Below are 23,110 nucleotides of genomic sequence, written 5' to 3' on the forward strand. Positions count from 1 at the left end.
TTTCGGCAGCCGTTTGGTTTGTGTTACCATCGCCAACCTTAACGATCTTTTAGCTTGATTATCTTTAACTGAAACATAACGGAGCATCGCTCATGAACCACACTGCATCGGTAGCGCTCGTCACGGGATTGATGATTGCGCCCATTTCGGCCTTTGCTGCTGACTCTTTCTATAAGACTTCAGTAGGCGCAGAGATGTGGCTAACCAGTACAAAAATTGATGATACTCGCCGTGATGATGCGAACGCGCCAAGTCTGCAGATTGCGTTTGAGCATGGTTTTCCATACTGGCCGAATGTCAGTTTACGTTATACCAACTTGGAGGCGGATTTCGTTGCTTTCGATAAGTTGGATTACACTTTCTACTATCGAGTGTTAAATCGCGAGCAGATGAAGTTTGATGCGGGTATTACGCTCAGCCAATATACCAACAGCGATTATCGCGCGCCGGATGTTCATCGTTACGATTTCGATCAAGTGAGTTTTAACTGGTACGCTAATGCGCAAATCGCGATTCCGCGCACGCCACTCGCGGTGATTGGTCAATTTGATTTTGGTAATAATAGCGATCTTAAATCCGCTGATGTGATGGCTGGATTACAGTACCAAGTGCCGATTGCGGCTGGCGATTTAGCCTTCAAAGCCGGCTATCGTGTGGTTGACCTTGAGTTTACTGAATTGGCCAAATCATCGGCCAATATGTCAGAATCGTTGGTGTTTGTGGATGGCTGGTTCCTCGGTGCGCAATTCAGTTTCTAATCAACACTAGAATAATTTGCCCGCTAATCTATAGTAAATGAGCCTTTCAACGGCTCATTTTTGCTGTTTACTCTCCTTCATTTTCAACCCTCCCTGCGATTTTTTAAGCCAAAAAGTTATAAAGCATTCATATCGATTCTTTCTTGTTATTAAAAACAGTGATTACTCTGTCGTCATATAATCAACAAGGAAGTGGTGACAATGTCGGTAGCCAATCTCTCTCCATCCCTTAAAGGGCTCGCGAGTCCGTTAAATGACTCACAACTCAATCAACTCCAACAAAGCGTGACCCAACTGAACTCTCAGCAATTAGCGTGGGTAAGCGGTTATTTGTGGGGATTGAGCCAATCCAATCCGCTTGATACGCGACCAATGTCTGCTGCGCCGACGACTCCGGTTGCAGTAGCGGCTAAGCTGACGATCATCTTTGCTTCGCAGACGGGGAATGCAAAAGGCGTTGCTCAAGCGCTGTTGAAACAGGCGCAAGCCGCAGGTATCCAAGCCGAGTTATTTGACGCGGGCGATTACAAAGGCAAAGACTTAGCCAAGGAAACCCATGTGATTGTGGTCGCCTCCACCAATGGGGAAGGCGAAGCTCCGGATAATGCACTAGCACTGCATGAGTTTCTCAAATCGAAAAAAGCGCCCAAGCTGGCTAATCTTAAATATGCGGTATTAGGACTGGGTGATTCGAGTTATCAGTTTTTCTGCCAAACCGGTAAAGATTTTGATCAGTTTTTAGCAAAACTGGGTGCACAACGTTTGGTTGAGCGCTTGGATGCGGATGTGGATTATCAGGCCGTGGCGACACAGTGGTGTGCTCAAGTTATTGCTGTTTTGCAGCAAGAAGGCTCTGCCGTGCCCGCCGAGAGGTCTAGTGCCGCCACGAGCCAAGTAGCCACGCATGATTACACCAAACAACATCCTTATCCGGCCAGTTTGTTGACCAGCCAAAAAATCACCGGTCGTGATTCGGACAAAGAAGTCCGTCATATTGAAATTGATTTGGCCGATTCAGGCATCACTTATCAACCGGGAGATGCGTTAGGCGTGTGGTATGAGAACCGTCCCCAACTGGTGAATGCACTGCTTGATAGCGTAGGGTTGTCTGGCCATGAACCCGTACAAGTGGACGGCGAAACGATGTCACTCCACTTAGCATTGACTCGGCATTATGAAATTACCGCCGCCAATCCGCAGTTGGTGGCGCAATATGCCGAGTTGGCGCAGAGTCCAAAGCTTCAATCTTTAACTCAAAATAAAGAGGCGCTGCGTGAATACGCGACTCGCACACAAGTGATTGATGTGTTGCGCGAAGAAAAAGTCACACTTTCTGCTACTCAGTTTCTCTCACTGCTGCGTCGTTTAACCCCACGGCTTTATTCGATTGCATCTAGCCAAAGTGAAGTGGGTGAAGAAGTGCATCTCACGGTTGGGGTGGTTGAGTATGAGCATGGGGGAGAGCTGCGTTTTGGTGGCGCATCCAGTTTCTTAGCGCATCAGTTAGAAGAGGGGGCGGCAGTGAAAGTCTTCGTGGAACACAATAACCACTTCAAGCTGCCGAGTGATGATCATGCGCCGCTGATCATGGTGGGGCCGGGGACGGGGATTGCGCCTTTTCGCAGTTTTATTCAAGAACGCGAAAGCCGTGGTGCAGCAGGGAAAAACTGGTTGCTGTTTGGCGATCGTACCTTTACCCAAGATTTTTTGTACCAAGTGGAGTGGCAAAAATACCTCAAATCTGGGGTGCTGAATCGGTTAGATGTCGCTTTTAGCCGTGATCAGCCGGAAAAAGTCTATGTACAGCATCGCTTATTAGAACAAGCTGAGCTGGTATGGCAATGGTTACAAGAAGGTGCTTACTTCTACGTGTGTGGTGACGCATCACGGATGGCGAAAGATGTCCACCAAACGCTGATCATTATTGTTGAGCAGCAAGGTGGCTTGAGCCGTGAGCAAGCGGAAGAGTATGTCAGTGAACTGCGTAAAGCAAAACGTTATCAAAGGGATGTCTACTAATGAGCGCAAATCAAAACCCATCAGTACAAGAGGTGCTTGGCGAAGTGCTCGGCCCATGGTCGGATAATGAACGCCTAAAGCGCGAGAGTCATTTTCTACGCGGGACGATCGAGCAAGATCTGCAAGATCGCATTACGGGCGGCTTTAGCGCGGACAACTTCCAGCTCATCCGCTTTCATGGCATGTATCAGCAAGATGATCGTGATATCCGTGCTGAGCGTAGCAAGCAAAAGCTTGAGCCTTTGCACAATGTCATGCTCCGTGCGCGTATGCCTGGGGGGATTATTACTCCTCACCAGTGGCTCGCGATCGATAAGTTCGCAACTGAACATACTCTGTACGGCAGTATCCGTTTAACCACACGACAAACGTTTCAGTTTCACGGTGTGCTTAAGCCGAATATCAAACTGATGCATCAAACCTTAAACAGCATTGGTATTGATTCGATTGCCACCGCTGGGGATGTCAATCGTAACGTATTGTGCACCTCTAACCCGGTGGAGTCTGAACTGCATCAACAAGCCTATGAGTGGGCGAAAAAGATCAGTGAGCATCTACTGCCGAAAACCCGCGCTTATGCTGAAATTTGGTTGGATGGTGAAAAAGTTGAAGGGCCGGATGAAGAGCCGATCTTAGGTGCAAATTATCTACCGCGTAAGTTTAAAACCACTGTTGTGATCCCACCACACAATGATGTGGATGTGCACGCCAATGACCTGAATTTTGTGGCGATTGGTGAACAGGGTCAGCTGGTGGGCTTTAACGTGCTGGTGGGTGGCGGCCTTGCCATGACGCACGGCGATACTTCAACCTATCCGCGTCGTGCTGATGACTTTGGTTTTATTCCTCTGGAGAAAACGTTGGCGGTGGCGGCGGCGGTGGTTAGTACGCAACGCGATTGGGGTAACCGTTCTAACCGTAAAAATGCCAAAACCAAGTACACCTTAGATCGCGTCGGGGTTGAGGTATTTAAAGCCGAAGTTGAAAAACGCGCGGGAATTGCGTTTGCGCCAAGCCGCGCTTACGAGTTTACCAGTCGTGGCGATCGGATTGGTTGGGTGGCGGGCATCGATGGTAAACATCATTTAACCCTGTTTATTGAGAATGGTCGTTTGTTGGATTTTCCGGGTAAGCCACTGAAAACCGGTGTAGCGGAAATAGCGAGGGTGCATCAAGGCGATTTTCGCATGACCGCTAACCAAAACTTGATAGTGGCTGGTGTGGCAGCGGATCAGAAAGCGCTGATTGAACAGATCGCTCGTCGTCATGGCTTGATCGACGATGGGGTCAGTGAGCAGCGCATTCATTCTATGGCGTGTGTGTCCTTCCCTACCTGTCCGCTGGCTATGGCGGAGGCAGAGCGTTTTCTTCCCTCTTTTGTCACCGAAGTGGAAGGGATTTTGGCGAAACACGCGTTACCCAAAGAAGAGAAGATTATTTTGCGTGTCACGGGCTGTCCGAATGGCTGTGGTCGTGCCATGTTGGCGGAAATTGGCCTAGTCGGTAAAGCTCCGGGGCGCTACAACCTTCACTTAGGCGGCAATCGAAATGGAACGCGCATTCCTAAGATGTATAAAGAGAACATTACCGACGTACAAATTCTTCAGGAAATTGATGAGTTGGTGGGACGTTGGGCTCGCGAGCGTCTTGATGGGGAAGGATTTGGTGATTTCACCATCCGCGCCGGAATTATCGCAGAGGTGATCATCTCGAAGAGGGATTTCTATGCCTAACTATACCGTTCCAACCCTAGAAGAGTTACTGACGTTAAATAAGGTGCAGCAAACGCTGCGCCTAACGCAAATCAATCAGGATTTAGAATCCCTAACCGCGCAACAGCGAGTCGTATGGGCACTAGATAATCTGCAAGGTAACTATGCGCTGTCATCAAGCTTTGGTATTCAAGCCGCAGTCATGCTGCATCTGCTGACCACAGTGAAAAGTGACATTCCTGTGGTCGTGACTGATACGGGGTATTTATTTGCCGAAACCTATCAGTTTATTGATCAGCTTACCGAACGCCTCAAACTGAACCTAAAAGTTTACTCCGCACCAATATCTGGCGCTTGGCAGGAAGCGCGTTACGGTAAATTGTGGCAGCAAGGCGTTGAAGGTATCGAGCGCTACAATCAGATCAATAAAGTCGAACCGATGCGCAGAGCGTTGGATGAACTTAACATAGGGACGTGGTTCTCAGGTTTACGCCGTGCGCAGTCACAGTCACGAGCAAGTCTACCGATCCTATCGGTACAAAATGGTGTATTTAAATTCCTGCCTGTGATCGATTGGACCAATAAAGAGGTGCACTATTATCTCAAGGATAATGATCTGCCTTACCATCCACTTTGGGACCAAGGTTATCTTTCGGTTGGCGATACACACACTACACAGAAATGGCAACCGGGGATGAGTGAAGAGCAAACTCGCTTCTTTGGTTTAAAGCGTGAGTGTGGTTTACACGAAGATAGCCACGATTCAAACCTATAGTAGGAGAGCAGATTAAGGTCGCGAATCAATTCAGAAAGACAATGGGGAGGTAAATCTACGTTTTATATCTCAGAAAAGCCCATGTTTGTGGATAACTTGTGTTTAATCTATGAGTAAAGTGGGATAAATAAGCCTTTGTGCGTAAGTTAAGCGCTTGAGCGTTATTTTTGTATTTTTTCTCAAAAAACACTTGCCAGTGTGAAGTTGATCTCTATAATGCGACCTCACTGACACGGCAGACGCCGCAAGGCTTCAGAGCCAGTCAGTGAGGTAAAACGCTTCGATGCAAAAAGATGAAAAAAGTGTTTGACACTGATGATTATCTCGCTAGAATGCACAGCCTCTTCGGTAAGAAAGCCGAAGCAGAACGCTCTTTAACAATATAAACCAATCAATCTGTGTGGGCACTCGTTGATGATAATCTCAAAAAGATTAATCGATGAACTGAGTGACCAAACGAGACGAAAGTCTTGGCACAGTCAATTCATTATCGTTCTGTTGGAGCGATAATAGCTTTGAATTACTAAGGTAATTTAAAGTCAGTATTCATTGAGCCGAAGCGAAAGCTTCAAAAAACTTTTAATTGAAGAGTTTGATCATGGCTCAGATTGAACGCTGGCGGCAGGCCTAACACATGCAAGTCGAGCGGCAGCACAGAGGAACTTGTTCCTTGGGTGGCGAGCGGCGGACGGGTGAGTAATGCCTGGGAAATTGCCCTGATGTGGGGGATAACCATTGGAAACGATGGCTAATACCGCATGATGCCTACGGGCCAAAGAGGGGGACCTTCGGGCCTCTCGCGTCAGGATATGCCCAGGTGGGATTAGCTAGTTGGTGAGGTAATGGCTCACCAAGGCGACGATCCCTAGCTGGTCTGAGAGGATGATCAGCCACACTGGAACTGAGACACGGTCCAGACTCCTACGGGAGGCAGCAGTGGGGAATATTGCACAATGGGCGCAAGCCTGATGCAGCCATGCCGCGTGTATGAAGAAGGCCTTCGGGTTGTAAAGTACTTTCAGTCGTGAGGAAGGTTGTAGTGTGAATAGCACTATGATTTGACGTTAGCGACAGAAGAAGCACCGGCTAACTCCGTGCCAGCAGCCGCGGTAATACGGAGGGTGCGAGCGTTAATCGGAATTACTGGGCGTAAAGCGCATGCAGGTGGTTTGTTAAGTCAGATGTGAAAGCCCTGGGCTCAACCTAGGAGTTGCATTTGAAACTGACAAGCTAGAGTACTGTAGAGGGGGGTAGAATTTCAGGTGTAGCGGTGAAATGCGTAGAGATCTGAAGGAATACCGGTGGCGAAGGCGGCCCCCTGGACAGATACTGACACTCAGATGCGAAAGCGTGGGGAGCAAACAGGATTAGATACCCTGGTAGTCCACGCCGTAAACGATGTCTACTTGGAGGTTGTGGCCTTGAGCCGTGGCTTTCGGAGCTAACGCGTTAAGTAGACCGCCTGGGGAGTACGGTCGCAAGATTAAAACTCAAATGAATTGACGGGGGCCCGCACAAGCGGTGGAGCATGTGGTTTAATTCGATGCAACGCGAAGAACCTTACCTACTCTTGACATCCTCAGAAGAGACTGGAGACAGTCTTGTGCCTTCGGGAACTGAGAGACAGGTGCTGCATGGCTGTCGTCAGCTCGTGTTGTGAAATGTTGGGTTAAGTCCCGCAACGAGCGCAACCCTTATCCTTGTTTGCCAGCACGTAATGGTGGGAACTCCAGGGAGACTGCCGGTGATAAACCGGAGGAAGGTGGGGACGACGTCAAGTCATCATGGCCCTTACGAGTAGGGCTACACACGTGCTACAATGGCGTATACAGAGGGCAGCGATACCGCGAGGTGGAGCGAATCTCAGAAAGTACGTCGTAGTCCGGATTGGAGTCTGCAACTCGACTCCATGAAGTCGGAATCGCTAGTAATCGCAAATCAGAATGTTGCGGTGAATACGTTCCCGGGCCTTGTACACACCGCCCGTCACACCATGGGAGTGGGCTGCAAAAGAAGCAGGTAGTTTAACCTTCGGGAGGACGCTTGCCACTTTGTGGTTCATGACTGGGGTGAAGTCGTAACAAGGTAGCGCTAGGGGAACCTGGCGCTGGATCACCTCCTTACACGATGATTATCGTGATGAGTGTCCACACAGATTGATATGGTTTAGATTAGAGAAGCAAACATAGTGTCCCGTTCGTCTAGAGGCCTAGGACACCGCCCTTTCACGGCGGTAACAGGGGTTCGACTCCCCTACGGGATACCATCTTTAAGCGTTTTCGCTGAGAATGTTTAAAAATGGTTCCTGTTTTCTTTTAGTAGAAAGCGAATCTTGCTCTTTAACAATTTGGAAAGCTGACAAAACAACAATTTATTGTTGTTTGTAAAGTTCTCAATGTTTATCGAAAGATAAACACCAACAACACATTCAAGTGTGCTTGGTATCGAATAAGACTTAGGTCTTGTTCAAATTTGAGTCCGGCAAAATCTGTCTCGCACTCATGAAAATTAAACGCGAGACAACTTAGGTTGTTTAAACAACAACCCGAAACTCCTTCGGGTTGTATGGTTAAGTGACTAAGCGTACACGGTGGATGCCTGGGCAGTCAGAGGCGATGAAGGACGTACTAACTTGCGATAAGCGCAGATGAGGCAGTAAGAGCCGTTTGAGTCTGCGATTTCCGAATGGGGAAACCCAGCTGCATAAGCAGTTATCACTAGATGAATACATAGTCTAGTGAGGCAAACCGGGGGAACTGAAACATCTAAGTACCCCGAGGAGAAGAAATCAACCGAGATTCCGGTAGTAGCGGCGAGCGAACCTGGATTAGCCCTTAAGCACTCGTTGAAGTAGGTGAACAAGCTGGAAAGCTTGGCGAAACAGGGTGATAGCCCCGTAACCGACGCTTCATCGAGCGTGAAATCGAGTAGGGCGGGACACGTGATATCCTGTCTGAATATGGGGGGACCATCCTCCAAGGCTAAATACTCCTGACTGACCGATAGTGAACCAGTACCGTGAGGGAAAGGCGAAAAGAACCCCTGTGAGGGGAGTGAAATAGAACCTGAAACCGTGTACGTACAAGCAGTAGGAGCACCTTCGTGGTGTGACTGCGTACCTTTTGTATAATGGGTCAGCGACTTATATTCAGTGGCAAGGTTAACCGAATAGGGGAGCCGTAGGGAAACCGAGTCTTAACTGGGCGTTCAGTCTCTGGATATAGACCCGAAACCGGGTGATCTAGCCATGGGCAGGTTGAAGGTTGAGTAACATCAACTGGAGGACCGAACCGACTAATGTTGAAAAATTAGCGGATGACTTGTGGCTAGGGGTGAAAGGCCAATCAAACTCGGAGATAGCTGGTTCTCCCCGAAAGCTATTTAGGTAGCGCCTCGGACGAATACTACTGGGGGTAGAGCACTGTTAAGGCTAGGGGGTCATCCCGACTTACCAACCCTTTGCAAACTCCGAATACCAGTAAGTACTATCCGGGAGACACACGGCGGGTGCTAACGTCCGTCGTGGAGAGGGAAACAACCCAGACCGCCAGCTAAGGTCCCAAAGTATTGCTAAGTGGGAAACGATGTGGGAAGGCTCAGACAGCTAGGATGTTGGCTTAGAAGCAGCCATCATTTAAAGAAAGCGTAATAGCTCACTAGTCGAGTCGGCCTGCGCGGAAGATGTAACGGGGCTAAGCAATACACCGAAGCTGCGGCAATATCTTTTAGATATTGGGTAGGGGAGCGTTCTGTAAGCCGTTGAAGGTGAACTGTAAGGTTTGCTGGAGGTATCAGAAGTGCGAATGCTGACATGAGTAACGACAAAGGGGGTGAAAAACCTCCTCGCCGGAAGACCAAGGGTTCCTGTCCAACGTTAATCGGGGCAGGGTGAGTCGACCCCTAAGGTGAGGCCGAAAGGCGTAATCGATGGGAAACGGGTTAATATTCCCGTACTTTTGACTATTGCGATGGGGGGACGGAGAAGGCTAGGTGGGCCAGGCGACGGTTGTCCTGGTTCAAGTGCGTAGGCTAGAGAGTTAGGCAAATCCGGCTCTCTGTTAGGCTGAGACACGACGTCGAGCTGCTACGGCAGTGAAGTCATTGATGCCCTGCTTCCAGGAAAAGCCTCTAAGCTTCAGATAGTCAGAAATCGTACCCCAAACCGACACAGGTGGTCGGGTAGAGAATACCAAGGCGCTTGAGAGAACTCGGGTGAAGGAACTAGGCAAAATGGTACCGTAACTTCGGGAGAAGGTACGCTCTTGATGGTGAAGTCCCTTGCGGATGGAGCTGACGAGAGTCGCAGATACCAGGTGGCTGCAACTGTTTATTAAAAACACAGCACTGTGCAAAATCGCAAGATGACGTATACGGTGTGACGCCTGCCCGGTGCCGGAAGGTTAATTGATGGGGTTAGCGCAAGCGAAGCTCTTGATCGAAGCCCCGGTAAACGGCGGCCGTAACTATAACGGTCCTAAGGTAGCGAAATTCCTTGTCGGGTAAGTTCCGACCTGCACGAATGGCGTAATGATGGCCACGCTGTCTCCACCCGAGACTCAGTGAAATTGAAATCGCTGTGAAGATGCAGTGTACCCGCGGCTAGACGGAAAGACCCCGTGAACCTTTACTACAGCTTGGCACTGAACATTGAACCTACATGTGTAGGATAGGTGGGAGGCTATGAATCGATGACGCTAGTTGTCGTGGAGCCGTCCTTGAAATACCACCCTTGTATGTTTGATGTTCTAACTTAGGCCCCTAATCGGGGTTGAGGACAGTGCCTGGTGGGTAGTTTGACTGGGGCGGTCTCCTCCCAAAGAGTAACGGAGGAGCACGAAGGTGGGCTAATCACGGTTGGACATCGTGAGGTTAGTGCAATGGCATAAGCCCGCTTAACTGCGAGAATGACGGTTCGAGCAGGTGCGAAAGCAGGTCATAGTGATCCGGTGGTTCTGAATGGAAGGGCCATCGCTCAACGGATAAAAGGTACTCCGGGGATAACAGGCTGATACCGCCCAAGAGTTCATATCGACGGCGGTGTTTGGCACCTCGATGTCGGCTCATCACATCCTGGGGCTGAAGTCGGTCCCAAGGGTATGGCTGTTCGCCATTTAAAGTGGTACGCGAGCTGGGTTTAGAACGTCGTGAGACAGTTCGGTCCCTATCTGCCGTGGGCGTTGGAAGATTGAAGGGGGCTGCTCCTAGTACGAGAGGACCGGAGTGGACGAACCTCTGGTGTTCGGGTTGTGTCGCCAGACGCATTGCCCGGTAGCTAAGTTCGGAATTGATAACCGCTGAAAGCATCTAAGCGGGAAGCGAGCCCTGAGATGAGTCTTCCCTGACGGTTTAACCGTCCTAAAGGGTTGTTCGAGACTAGAACGTTGATAGGCAGGGTGTGTAAGCGTTGTGAGGCGTTGAGCTAACCTGTACTAATTGCCCGTGAGGCTTAACCATACAACACCCAAGGGGTTTTGATGGACTCAAAGTTAAGCGCATAAGAATGTGTGTGAGAATGAAGACAGCTTTCCAGAATTGTTGGTTTTCACTTTTTAAGAAAAAGTGAAATCAAAAACAGAATTTTGCTTGGCGACCATAGCGTTTTGGACCCACCTGATTCCATTCCGAACTCAGAAGTGAAACGAAACAGCGTCGATGGTAGTGTGGGGTTTCCCCATGTGAGAGTAGAACATCGCCAGGCTTTTAATTTAGCACCAAGCGCTAACCAGACAGCGGAGCGGTAGTTCAGTTGGTTAGAATACCGGCCTGTCACGCCGGGGGTCGCGGGTTCGAGTCCCGTCCGCTCCGCCACTTATTATGAAACCCAGTCTTCGGACTGGGTTTTTTGCTATTGGCTCTCCACTATTTGGTCAGTGATGTATTGGGTTATCTGGCCTTATCTCCTTATTTTACCGCTCAGCTTCCCCTCCGTCAGTGCATCATGCGTGCCCCTTTCATCCGAGTAATAAAAAACCGATGCACAAGGCATCGGTTTGGTGGTGGGATGGTTTAATCCTGAGCTGGCTAGAGTATCTATTCAAGGATTCGCTCAGCCATGATGTTCCTGCTGAACAGATATCGGGGCATCTTCGCGATTGATTTCAGTTTGCATCGCTCGCTCTGCTTGCTTGGCTTGCTCAATCATTGGGGTAATGGTTGAACCTTGGATCAAGATTGAAAATACGACCACTGAGTAGGTCATGACCATGATCAGCTCTTTTACCTCAATCAATTTTTCTGGAATGACCAAAATACCCGATGGTATTGAAAGAGCCATCGCTAAAGCCAGTCCACCACGTAGGCCGCCCCAAGTTAGAATACGCACCGACCAAGGGTTGTAGTTGCGGTAGCGTTTAAAGCCGATATAAGGCACTAATACGCTGAGATAGCGTCCACACAGTACTAATGGAATGGCAAACACCATCAAAATTAAGTCTTCGCGGTGGAATTCAAACAGCAACATTGACATACCAATCAGTAGAAATAGCAGACCATTTAGAAATTCATCAACCAGTTCCCAAAAATGGTCGAGGTGATCGACGCTCTCTTTTGAAAAGCCAATAAAGCGTGTCCAGTTACCAATCATGATCCCGGAGACCACCATCGCCAGTGGTCCCGAGACATGGATGATATCGGCGAATACATAGCCAGCAGTAGGGATGCCAATCGTGAGCAGCAGTTCCATCGAATGATCATTGGTGGCAGAGATAAGATAGTGGAATACCAATCCTAATAATGCCCCGTAAATCATTCCACCAATCGCTTCTTGCACAAACAGCAAGCTAACACTGCCGATGGTTGGCGTTTGATCGCCAAAAGCGATGGTAAAAATAGTGACGAAGATAACCAAGCCAAAACCATCATTGAATAGCGATTCTCCTTCGATTTGGGTGGCTATTCGTTTGGGGGCTTTTAGCTTCTTAACAATAGCCAGCACTGCGATGGGGTCGGTGGGTGAAATGAGTGCACCAAACAAAAGGCAGTACACCAGATCAAGTGGGATGCCGATTAATCGGCAGAAGCCATATAAAGCGAAGCCAATAAAGAAGGTGGAAAATAGCGTGGCGCCGAGTGCGAGTATGGTAATTTCCCATTTTTGATCTTTAAGGTTGGGTAATTTAATACCTAAACCGCCAGCAAACAGCAGAAAGCCTAAAATGCCTTTGAGCAGAAAGTTCTCAAAGTTAATTTTGGTTACAATGTCGGTAGCGATTTGATTGAGATGAAACCAGTCGTTTTGACCGGCAATCAACAGCAGCAATGACAAAATCATCGAGCCGGCGGTGATCGCAATAGTAGTCTGCATTTTGCTGATCTTGCTATTTAAAAATGCGATCAGCATGGCGGCTGCAGAAAGGAAGCACAGGGTGTAGTAAACGGACATTTTGCTCTCAGTGTATGTAACAACTTGTAAATTAAATTGTGTTTCTGGGTTGGATAAATAGCAAATATTTTTTATCACTTAAGTTTTTACCCACCGTACACGCTATCTATTTTTTCTTAAGTTTTAGCCATCTAGATTTCTGAATTGTGTGTGATAGGATGTGATCACAGCATAAGGAATAGGGCGGTATTGTGGGACAGGAAGTAAGACAACAACTCGAGCAACAATTGAAGCAGCGTATCCTGATCATCGATGGTGGTATGGGGACGATGATTCAAAGCTATCAATTACAAGAGGCAGACTATCGTGGTGAACAATTTGCAAATTGGCACTGTGATTTAAAAGGGAATAATGACCTCTTAGTGCTGACCCAGCCGCAGATCATTAAAGAAATCCACACCGCGTATTTGGCTGCGGGAGCGGATATTCTGGAAACCAACACATTTAATGCCACTACGATTGCCATGGCGGACTATGACATGCAATCCGTTAGCGAAGAGATTAACTTCGCCGCGGCGCAATTAGCACGACAAGTCGCCGATGAGTGGACCGCACGACAGCCCGATAAGCCGCGTTTTGTGGCTGGTGTTCTTGGGCCAACCAATCGCACTTGTTCAATCTCCCCCGATGTGAATGATCCTGGTTTTCGTAATGTGACATTTGATCAGTTGGTTGAGGCGTATGCGCAATCTACTCGCGCGTTGATCAAAGGTGGTTGCGATCTGATTTTGATTGAAACCATTTTTGATACGCTCAATGCCAAAGCGTGTGCATTTGCCGTCGATAGTGTATTTGAAGAGCTCGCCATTACTTTACCGGTCATGATCTCCGGTACCATCACCGACGCCTCGGGACGAACCCTTTCTGGGCAGACGACCGAAGCTTTCTATAATGCGTTACGCCATGTGCGACCCATTTCGTTTGGTTTGAACTGTGCGTTAGGTCCAGACGAGCTGCGCCAGTATGTGGAAGAGTTGTCGCGCATTGCCGAGTGCTATGTTTCGGCACACCCGAATGCGGGTTTGCCTAACGCATTTGGCGAATATGATCTCTCGCCAGATGAGATGGCCGAGCATATTGTTGAATGGGCGCAAGCCGGCTTTTTGAACTTAGTTGGAGGTTGTTGTGGTACCACTCCGCAGCATATTGCCGCAATGGCTAAAGCTCTAGATGGTGTGAGACCAAGGGTTTTACCAGATCTAAAAGTGGAATGTCGCCTCTCGGGTTTAGAGCCGCTCAATATTGGCCCTGAAACCTTATTTGTGAATATTGGTGAGCGCACTAATGTCACTGGTTCGGCGCGTTTTAAACGTCTGATCAAGGAAGAACAATACGATCAAGCCTTGGATGTGGCCCGTGAACAAGTGGCAAACGGCGCACAAATTATCGACATCAATATGGATGAAGGTATGTTGGATGCGCAAGCCTGTATGGTGCGCTTCCTAAATTTGTGCGCGGCTGAGCCGGAAATTTGCAAAGTGCCGGTGATGGTTGACTCCTCGAAGTGGGAGGTGATTGAGGCTGGGCTGAAATGTATTCAAGGCAAAGGGATTGTGAACTCGATTTCGCTTAAAGAGGGCGAAGAAAAGTTTATTGCGCAAGCTAAACTGGTGCGTCGTTACGGTGCTGCGGTCATTGTGATGGCATTTGATGAAGTGGGTCAGGCCGATACTCGCGAGCGCAAATTGGCCATCTGTCGCCGTGCATATCGGATCTTAGTCGATGAGGTGGGCTTTCCTGCGGAAGATATCATCTTTGACCCCAATATCTTTGCTGTTGCCACTGGGATTGATGAACACAACAACTATGCGGTGGATTTTATTGAGGCGGTTGCCGATATCAAACGTGATCTACCCTATGCGATGATTTCTGGTGGCGTATCTAACGTCTCTTTCTCTTTCCGTGGCAACAACTATGTGCGTGAAGCGATCCATGCGGTGTTTCTCTATCACTGTTTTAAACATGGTATGGATATGGGGATTGTCAACGCCGGCCAGTTGGAAATTTACGATAACGTGCCGAGTAAACTGCGTAATGCGGTGGAAGATGTGATCCTCAATCGGCGTAACGATGCGACCGAGCGACTGCTGGAGATTGCTGAAGCGTATCGAGACAACAGTGTCGGCAAAGAGGAGGATAGTGCCGCACTGGAGTGGCGTAGTTGGCCAGTGGCTAAGCGTCTTGAGCATGCTCTGGTGAAAGGGATTACCGAATTTATTGTGCAAGATACGGAAGATGCCCGTCAGCAAGCAAGTAAGCCGATCGAGGTGATCGAAGGGCCGCTGATGGATGGTATGAACGTTGTGGGTGACTTGTTCGGCGAAGGAAAAATGTTCCTGCCTCAAGTGGTTAAATCCGCCCGAGTCATGAAGCAAGCGGTAGCTTACCTTGAACCTTTCATTAATGCCCAAAAAAATAGCAGTAGCTCGAACGGTAAAATCTTACTCGCCACGGTCAAGGGCGATGTGCATGACATTGGCAAAAACATCGTTGGAGTGGTTTTGCAGTGTAATAATTTCGAGATTATTGACTTAGGTGTGATGGTCTCTTGTGAGCAGATCCTCAAAGTCGCGCGTGAGCAGCAGGTCGATATTATTGGCTTATCGGGTTTGATCACACCCTCATTAGATGAAATGGTGCATGTCGCGAAAGAGATGGAGCGACAAGGTTTTACTATTCCATTGTTAATTGGTGGCGCAACCACGTCAAAAGCTCATACTGCGGTTAAGATTGAGCAGAATTATCATGCGCCAGTGGTGTACGTGAATAACGCATCACGCGCGGTTGGGGTGTGTACTTCGCTGCTTTCTGATGATCAGCGGGCTGGATTTGTTGAACGTTTGGATCTGGATTATCAGCGCACGCGTGAGCAACATGCACGCAAGATGCCCAAATCAGCGCCAGTGACCTTAGTACAAGCAAGGGGCAATAAGGCGCAGTTAGACTGGGCAAGCTACACGCCGCCAGCTCCCGCTAAACCTGGTGTGCATGTGTTTGAAAACATTGCGTTAGCAACGCTACGTCCTTATATCGACTGGACACCTTTCTTTATGACTTGGTCGCTGATGGGCAAATACCCTGCAATTTTGGAGCATGAAGAAGTCGGTGAAGAAGCGAAACGTCTGTTTCATGATGCCAATGCTTTGCTTGATACAGTAGAGCGAGAAGGGCAATTGAAAGCCAGTGGTATGTGTGCTCTGTTCCCTGCGGCGAGTGTCGGTGATGATATTGAGGTATATCATGATGAATCGCGCACCCAAGTGGCTTATCGACTGCATCACTTGCGCCAGCAAACGGAAAAGCCCAAGGGCGCGAATTACTGCTTATCGGATTACATTGCGCCGAAAGAGAGTGGTCAGCGTGATTGGATTGGCGCATTTGCGGTAACGGGTGGTATTGGCGAGCGAGCCTTAGCCGATGCCTATAAAGCACAAGGCGATGATTATAATGCGATCATGATCCAAGCGGTGGCCGATCGTTTGGCGGAAGCCTTCGCCGAATATCTGCATGAAAAAGTGCGTAAAGAGATTTGGGGTTATGCCAGCCATGAAAATCTCTCTAATGATGAGTTGATCCGTGAGCGTTATCAGGGCATTCGCCCAGCACCGGGTTATCCCGCTTGTCCTGAGCATACCGAAAAGGGCACCTTGTGGCAGATGTTGCATGTTGAACAAACCATTGGCATGTCACTGACTTCGAGCTATGCCATGTGGCCAGGTGCTTCAGTCTCGGGATGGTATTTTTCACATCCTGATGCGCGTTATTTTGCGGTGGCGCAGATCCAGCAAGATCAGCTACACAGTTATGCTGAGCGCAAAGGTTGGAGTTTACAGCAAGCTGAGCAGTGGTTAGCGCCTAACTTAGAGGTGTAATTAGCGAGCGGTTGAATTGTGAGAGGCCACCGGATGTGGCCTCTCATTTTTTTATGAGATTATTTTTCAAATAGCTCAGTGTGTAGTTTTTGCACCGCTTGCTTGGCGACGGCTTCAGGTAATAAGAAACACAGATTGTGTGCGCTGGCCCCGTAGCAGATCATACGCAAGTTATAATCTTCCAACACGCTGAACACTTGTTTAGCGTAGCCACGGCTCTCTTTCATCTTGTTGCCAATCAGCGCAATTAAACACAAATTGTATTCGACTTCGACGCTGCACAACGCTTCTAGCTCTGCTCGAACTGCTTCTGGTAGTTCAGGCGCGCCACCAGAGGTATCGGTTTTATCTAAGGTGAGTGACACACTGATCTCAGAGGTGGTGATCAGGTCTACCGACAGTTTATGTTTAGCCAGAATCTCAAATACCTTAGCTAGGAAGCCGTAGGCATGGAACATCTGCGCACTACGCAGCGTCACCATGGTTTGGTTGCAGCGCAGTGCCAGGGCACGATACAAGGGGGCGCTTGTTACCTGTTGCCGGATCCAAGTGCCGCCTTTTTCAGGCTCTTTCGACGAGCCTACAAATACCGGAATACCGTGCCGTACTGCGGGTAACAAGGTCGATGGATGCAGAATTTTTGCGCCAAAATTGGCCATCTCTGACGCTTCACTAAAACTGATCTCGGCAATCGGTGCGGCTTTAGATGCAATACGTGGATCGGTACTGTAGATCCCTGGCACATCGGTCCAAATTTCCAAGCCGCAAGCTTGCACCGCTTCCGCAATCAACGCGGCAGAGTAGTCACTGCCCCCGCGGCCTAAAGTAGTGGTATTCCCTTGTGCATCGGAGCCAATAAAACCTTGTGTGATCACCACATGTTGCTGACAAAGTGGGAGCAATTTTTGTTGAGCCAACGCAGCCATTTCCGTTAACTGTGGCTCAGCTTTGCCGTAGTGACTGTCGGTGCGTAGTACTTCACGAATATCAAAACGTACCGCATTGACACCCCGTTCGCACATCAATTGGGTCAAAATATAGGTGGAGATCAATTCACCACTGGCGACCAACTGATCGGTTAATTTTTTGTTGGGATGTGATGCCGCGGCTTCGGCGGCACTGGCTACCGTATCTAATACCTCTTTGACTTGTTGTTCGACCCGAGTGGGATCTGCCAGTTGGTCGATGATCACATAATGGATATCGGTCAGTTGTTGTAAAATCGCTCGACGGCGATCGGCGGATGCCACGCCATTGGCCAGCTCAACCAATAAATTGGTGACCCCAGAACAGGCACTACTGACCACTAAACGGGTTTGTGGATTATTTTCAATGATGGCCGAACAACGGCTCATCGCTTCAAAGTTGGCGACACTAGTACCACCAAATTTGGCGACGTTAAATGTGCTCACGGCAATTCTCCCAGACTTCCTGAAAAACGAGTTGTTGGTAAACCCAACGTCCAATGTTGTGAAGAGAGTGTTGTTATAGAGCAAAATAGAGGGGTGACAATAGAAAGGTGTCCCTTCGAAGCTCTTCATCAGATCCGAACTGATGACAGTTGAAGGGATTCAGCCCATTCAACCGATAAACCAAAGCCGCAACTTTGATTCACCTCGGCACTACTCCCCCTGAATGTTCTGTTTTGGAGTTGAGGCTCCACAAAACATCTGCCTGGGTAGTGCTCCTCTTCTGCTAGATAGCGCATTCATTGAACGGTGTTGGTCAAATATTGTCAACGATAAATTGTGCTTCAAGTGCAAATAAACATAACATTTCAGTGACAATGATTTGCCGTTTCAAGATGCTGCCAAGGTTTGCGGTGAGGTTATCACCGCAAGTTGGGATGGAGTGAAACCACTTATGGTGTTGCTTGTGATGGTGCGACTGTCGTTACTGATGAGCGATACTGAATATGACTGAAATCCTGATTGGGAAATAGAAACTCTGCCTCAGTACAGATTTGCTGAGCACGACTGTTATCACCTAATCCTTGGTAGGCCAAAATTAAATTACTGTAAAAAGTAGGGCGTGGTTGATGTTGAATCACTTGATGTGACCACTGCACATAAGGTTCAATCAACTGTGGTTTTTGTTCATGCAAGCCAATGTGCAGATAAGTACTGTAAATATCCCAGTCCAATCGGTCTTGCCAAACTATCGGATTGGTCACCAGCTTGAGTAGCTCGGGATCTCGCGGTTGCGATTGCTCAAATTGAGTAAGTATATAATTGGTTTGCAATGCGCTAACCATATACAAGCTGGTGATAATCGGCATCACTAAGCTCAGCATACGCAGTAGTGATTGACTGATAAGACTGAAATTGGCCAGTCGGTAACGCGCGACCCGCTGATCAACCCAATAGATCAAGATAATGAAAGTGATCCAGTGAATGGCCGAGTGATAAAATGGATACTCCAATTGTGCATGTAAAGTGATCGGCACCAACAGTGCCAGCATCGCTAAGCGCGTACCGCGTTTGGCGGAATAAATGCGCAGCATACACGCACAGGCTGCCAATAAAATCCCCAGAACTGGCAGCATTCCTCCTTCAACGCCCCAATACAACAGTTCATTATGTGGATGATCCATGGCGGCAAGGCCGGCTGGGTAGTGGCTATTAAGTTGATGCTGGCGAGCGGTATACAGCAGATATTGTGCTTCAAATTTTCCATAACCATAACCAGTGAAGGGTTTTTCGATGATCATATCGATGGCTTGTGGAAAGGTGTAACGGCGTGGGCTTTCGAGATCGGTTTTATTGGCTACCCAATCAGCGCTGTTTTGACTATGCATCGCCGCAAAGCCGGCGCATAGCCCGAGCCCAATCGCAAGTAACCAGAGAGTAAAGCGTTGGCGAGAGGCGAATCTGTATAGGTAAGCGGCGATCAAAATAATACTGATTAAACTGGCAATCCAGCCGGTACGCGAGGCCAGTACGAGTAATAACGGCACCGTGAGTATTGGTGTGATATACAACATTCCCATTTTACTGAGATGGGCGTCGTACTTCTCCGGTTGCCGTGCGAGTAGATAGCCTGAAAGCGCTAGCCCGGTCGCTAAAAAGCTCGCCATGACGTTGGGTTGTTGAAAAATACCATAAGGACGATTGGCCACACTGTCATAGCCAAATGGATTGCCGGGCGCTAAGTAAAAATATTGCACTAAACCAATCATGGCTTCAATGAGACTGGCGAGCAGAATAAACCACAGCAGTCGCTGCTTATGTTTATTGCTGAAGCGAAATTGTTGCAGTACCACAAATAGCAGTAATCCAGTCCACAGTCCGATCAGGCGGTTGATACTGTGTAATCCATCGGCATCGCTATAGGTGATCGGTAACGTCAGCAGCACACAACTGATAGTCAGGCCAATCGTCAGTTTTGAATAACGCAGTGCTTGATTATTGGCGAGTTGATATAAACCAATCGCGAGCGTAATACTGAGCGCAATCCAAGTGGTATTGTTAAACGCGAGCGCGAGTCCAACCCCTCCTGGATTGGGCATAAAGAAATGCATTGCGACTAGATAGACTAGCGCCAAACAAAATAGAAAGGGTTTATTGAGCGGCAGGCTAGGCGTGTGAGGCTCTAGCCGAGTGCCGCTTAACAGCAAAATTGCCATGCAGTTTACCTTAATAACAAACCAGCCCTGGATGGGCTGGTTTGGTTACTTTAGCTTTTTTTTCTAATTCAACAAAGGCTTGAGGAAGCGTGCTGTGTGTGAATTCTCGACCAAACTCACCTCTTCAGGGGTGCCTTGCGCAATAATTAGCCCTCCGCCTTGGCCGCCTTCTGGGCCTAAATCAACGATCCAGTCGGCAGTTTTGATCACATCTAGGTTGTGTTCAATCACCACGACTGTATTGCCGTGATCGCGTAAGCGATGCAGGACATTGAGCAGTTGTTGAATATCGTGGAAATGAAGACCAGTCGTTGGTTCATCGAGAATATATAAGGTTTGGCCAGTATCGCGTTTGGAAAGCTCACGCGCGAGCTTCACCCGCTGTGCTTCACCACCTGAAAGTGTGGTGGCCGACTGACCTAGCCGAATATAAGAGAGTCCGACATCGATCAAGGTTTGCAGCTTACGGGCAATTACAGGAACCGGATCAAAAAATTCCCGCGCATCTTCTACCGTCATATCCAGCACATGATCAATGGTTTTGCCTTTATAGTGCACTTCCAGCGTTTCACGGTTATAGCGCTTGCCTTTACACACATCACAAGGGACATACACATCCGGTAGGAAGTGCATTTCAACTTTGATCACCCCATCACCCTGACACGCTTCACAGCGACCACCCCGCACGTTGAAACTAAAGCGCCCCGGTTGGTAACCGCGCGCACGGGATTCTTGAGTACCCGCAAACAGTTCACGGATCGGGGTAAAGATCCCAGTATAGGTTGCAGGGTTAGAGCGTGGCGTTCGGCCGATTGGGCTTTGATCAATTTCGATCACTTTATCAAAATGTTCCAGCCCTTGAATCGAAGCATAAGCTGCCGGCATGGCAGTGGTTGCGCCATTGAGTGCGGTATGGGCAATCTTAAAGAAAGTGTCGTTGATCAGCGTCGATTTACCTGAGCCAGAAACGCCAGTTACACAGGTAAATAAGCCCACCGGGATCGACAGATCGACATTTTTTAAGTTATTGCCAGCCGCACCTTTTAATTCAACGGTTTTGCTCGCATCACGTGGCGTTCGCTGTGCGGGTAGCGCAATTTTTTTTGCCCCGCTGAGGTACTGGCCGGTGAGTGAATTGGGGTTAGCAATGATCTCATCCACATTGCCTTGTGCGACCACATTGCCGCCATGTACCCCCGCCCCAGGGCCAATATCAATCACATGATCTGCCATGCGGATCGCATCTTCATCATGCTCAACCACTAACACCGTATTACCTAGGTTGCGTAGATGAGTTAGGGTTTGCAGTAAGCGTTCGTTATCACGCTGGTGGAGGCCAATCGAAGGTTCATCAAGCACATACATTACCCCGACCAGCCCAGCTCCGATCTGGCTTGCCAAACGGATACGCTGCGCTTCACCGCCAGATAAGGTTTCGGCACTGCGTGATAGGTTTAAGTAATTGAGGCCCACGTTAACCAAAAATTGCAGACGATCATTGATCTCTTTCATCACTTTTTCGGCGATTTGCGCGCGTTGGCCTTCCAAGGAGAGTTGCTGGAAAAAATTCAGCGCATCGGCAATGCTGAACTCAACAATTTGTGGCAGCGCGGTATCATTGATAAACACATTACGTGCTTCGATTTTTAAGCGCGTACCGCCACAGCTACTGCATGGCTTATTGGCAATATATTTGGCTAAGTCTTCGCGTACCGAGTTGGATTCCGTATCGCGATAACGGCGTTCTAAATTGTGCAAAATCCCTTCAAAGGGATGCTTTTTCAGGCGGAGATCACCGCGATCATTAACGTACTTAAATTCAATTTCAGTACGACCAGAGCCATCAAGAATGATCGATTGAATTTTTTTGCTCAGTTTATTGAATGGGGTATGCAGATCGAAAGCGTAGTGTTCCGCGAGTGCGGTTAACATTTGAAAGTAATAGAAGTTCTTTTGATCCCATCCACGAATGGCACCTTGTGCCAGACTTAAATTGGCATCTTGCAGTACACGATCGGGGTCAAAATATTGTTGTACACCTAGGCCATCACATGTCGGGCAAGCGCCGGCTGGGTTATTAAAAGAGAACAGGCGCGGCTCCAGCTCGCGCATACTGTAACCACAATGTGGGCAGGCGAAATTGGCGGAAAAAATCTGCTCTTCACCCTCACCTTCCATTGGTGCGATGACGACTATGCCCCCAGACAGAGTGAGCGCGGTTTCAAATGATTCGGCTAAGCGCTGCTGTAGATCACTACGCACTTTAAAGCGATCAACAATCACTTCAATGGTGTGTTTTTTGTGTAATTCCAGCGCGGGGGGATCGGTGAGATCACAGGTTTCGCCATCAATCCGCGCACGAATAAAGCCTTGTGCAGCGAGATTTTCTAAGGTTTTTACGTGCTCGCCTTTACGCTCTTTGACTATGGTGGCGAGCAGCATCATTTTGCTGCCTTCCGGTAACTCTAACACCTTATCGACCATTTGGCTGATGGTTTGCGCTTTAAGTGGTACTTGATGTTCAGGGCAGCGTGGTTCACCGACCCGTGCATAGAGTAGACGCAAGTAGTCATAAATTTCAGTGATCGTACCGACGGTGGAGCGTGGGTTGTGTGAGGTGGACTTTTGTTCTATCGAAATCGCGGGCGATAATCCTTCAATGTGGTCAACATCTGGCTTTTCCATTAACGAGAGAAATTGACGAGCGTAAGCGGAAAGCGATTCGACATAGCGCCGTTGGCCTTCGGCATACAGCGTATCAAACGCGAGAGATGATTTGCCTGAGCCGGAAAGGCCAGTGATCACGATTAGCTTATCGCGAGGAATGGTCAGATTGATGTTTTTGAGATTATGGGTACGAGCGCCGCGTACTTCGATTTTGTCCATCAGGTGTGCTCTTTGCTTAACACGAAGTGCAGCAAGTATTGCATAGCGTGAACAAAGTGCAAGTGAATACTGGATAAAAAAA

The 23,110-nt window shown here is 48.5% G+C and carries 9 protein-coding genes, 2 tRNA genes, 3 rRNA genes and 1 riboswitch; of the genes, 10 read left to right on the plus strand and 4 right to left on the minus strand.

The window, feature by feature from the left end:
- Positions 1-92: 92 nt before the first annotated feature.
- From OOK74_RS01355 to OOK74_RS01395, 9 genes are all read left to right on the plus strand, one after another.
- Positions 93-758, plus strand: coding sequence for a TIGR04219 family outer membrane beta-barrel protein (locus OOK74_RS01355; protein WP_274723656.1), 666 nt, complete (start codon positions 93-95; stop codon positions 756-758).
- Between the two features lie 201 nt (positions 759-959).
- A complete protein-coding gene (locus tag OOK74_RS01360; RefSeq protein WP_278182967.1) occupies positions 960-2,777 on the plus strand; it encodes an assimilatory sulfite reductase (NADPH) flavoprotein subunit in 1,818 nt (605 codons plus the stop codon).
- A complete protein-coding gene (gene cysI / locus OOK74_RS01365; protein WP_278182968.1) occupies positions 2,777-4,510 on the plus strand; it encodes an assimilatory sulfite reductase (NADPH) hemoprotein subunit in 1,734 nt (577 codons plus the stop codon). Before OOK74_RS01360 ends, cysI begins: the two co-directional genes overlap by 1 nt.
- Positions 4,503-5,264 (plus strand): phosphoadenylyl-sulfate reductase, encoded by a 762-nt coding sequence (locus OOK74_RS01370; RefSeq protein WP_274723659.1) that lies wholly within the window; start codon positions 4,503-4,505, stop codon positions 5,262-5,264. The genes cysI and OOK74_RS01370 overlap by 8 nt, the downstream gene beginning before the upstream one ends.
- A gap of 580 nt (positions 5,265-5,844) precedes the next feature.
- Positions 5,845-7,387, plus strand: a 16S ribosomal RNA gene (locus tag OOK74_RS01375).
- 67 nt (positions 7,388-7,454) lie between these two features.
- Positions 7,455-7,530: transfer RNA gene (locus OOK74_RS01380), tRNA-Glu, on the plus strand.
- Positions 7,531-7,831: 301 nt separating this feature from the next.
- Positions 7,832-10,718, plus strand: a 23S ribosomal RNA gene (locus OOK74_RS01385).
- Positions 10,719-10,846: 128 nt separating this feature from the next.
- Positions 10,847-10,962: ribosomal RNA gene (rrf, locus tag OOK74_RS01390) — 5S ribosomal RNA — on the plus strand.
- The 16S, 23S and 5S rRNA genes sit together here with 2 tRNA genes alongside, the layout of an rRNA operon.
- 33 nt (positions 10,963-10,995) lie before the next feature.
- Positions 10,996-11,072: transfer RNA gene (locus tag OOK74_RS01395), tRNA-Asp, on the plus strand.
- 238 nt (positions 11,073-11,310) lie between these two features.
- On the opposite strand, the gene OOK74_RS01400 is transcribed toward OOK74_RS01395, so the two are convergent.
- Positions 11,311-12,645, minus strand: a complete 1,335-nt coding sequence (locus tag OOK74_RS01400; RefSeq protein WP_274723509.1) for a cation:proton antiporter — start codon at positions 12,643-12,645, stop codon at positions 11,311-11,313.
- Positions 12,646-12,836: 191 nt separating this feature from the next.
- Here OOK74_RS01400 and metH point away from each other — a divergent pair, with 191 nt between their 5' ends.
- The gene (gene metH / locus OOK74_RS01405; protein ID WP_274723508.1) at positions 12,837-16,517 is read left to right on the plus strand and encodes a methionine synthase; all 3,681 of its coding nucleotides are present in this window, start codon (positions 12,837-12,839) and stop codon (positions 16,515-16,517) included.
- A gap of 59 nt (positions 16,518-16,576) precedes the next feature.
- On the opposite strand, the gene lysC is transcribed toward metH, so the two are convergent.
- The 3 genes from lysC to uvrA form a co-directional block, all read right to left on the minus strand.
- Entirely contained in the window at positions 16,577-17,929 is a 1,353-nt protein-coding gene (lysC, locus tag OOK74_RS01410; RefSeq protein WP_274723507.1) for a lysine-sensitive aspartokinase 3, read from the minus strand.
- A gap of 110 nt (positions 17,930-18,039) precedes the next feature.
- A riboswitch (Lysine riboswitch) is annotated at positions 18,040-18,217 on the minus strand.
- Positions 18,218-18,378: 161 nt separating this feature from the next.
- Positions 18,379-20,142: a PglL family O-oligosaccharyltransferase gene (locus OOK74_RS01415; RefSeq protein WP_278182969.1), complete on the minus strand. Its 1,764-nt coding sequence runs from the start codon at positions 20,140-20,142 to the stop codon at positions 18,379-18,381.
- A gap of 63 nt (positions 20,143-20,205) precedes the next feature.
- Complete coding sequence (gene uvrA, locus OOK74_RS01420) at positions 20,206-23,028, minus strand: excinuclease ABC subunit UvrA (protein WP_278182970.1); 2,823 nt, start codon at positions 23,026-23,028, stop codon at positions 20,206-20,208.
- Positions 23,029-23,110 lie beyond the last annotated feature (82 nt).

The organism is Vibrio misgurnus (genome assembly GCF_029635775.1).
Lineage (GTDB): Bacteria > Pseudomonadota > Gammaproteobacteria > Enterobacterales > Vibrionaceae > Vibrio > Vibrio chanodichtyis.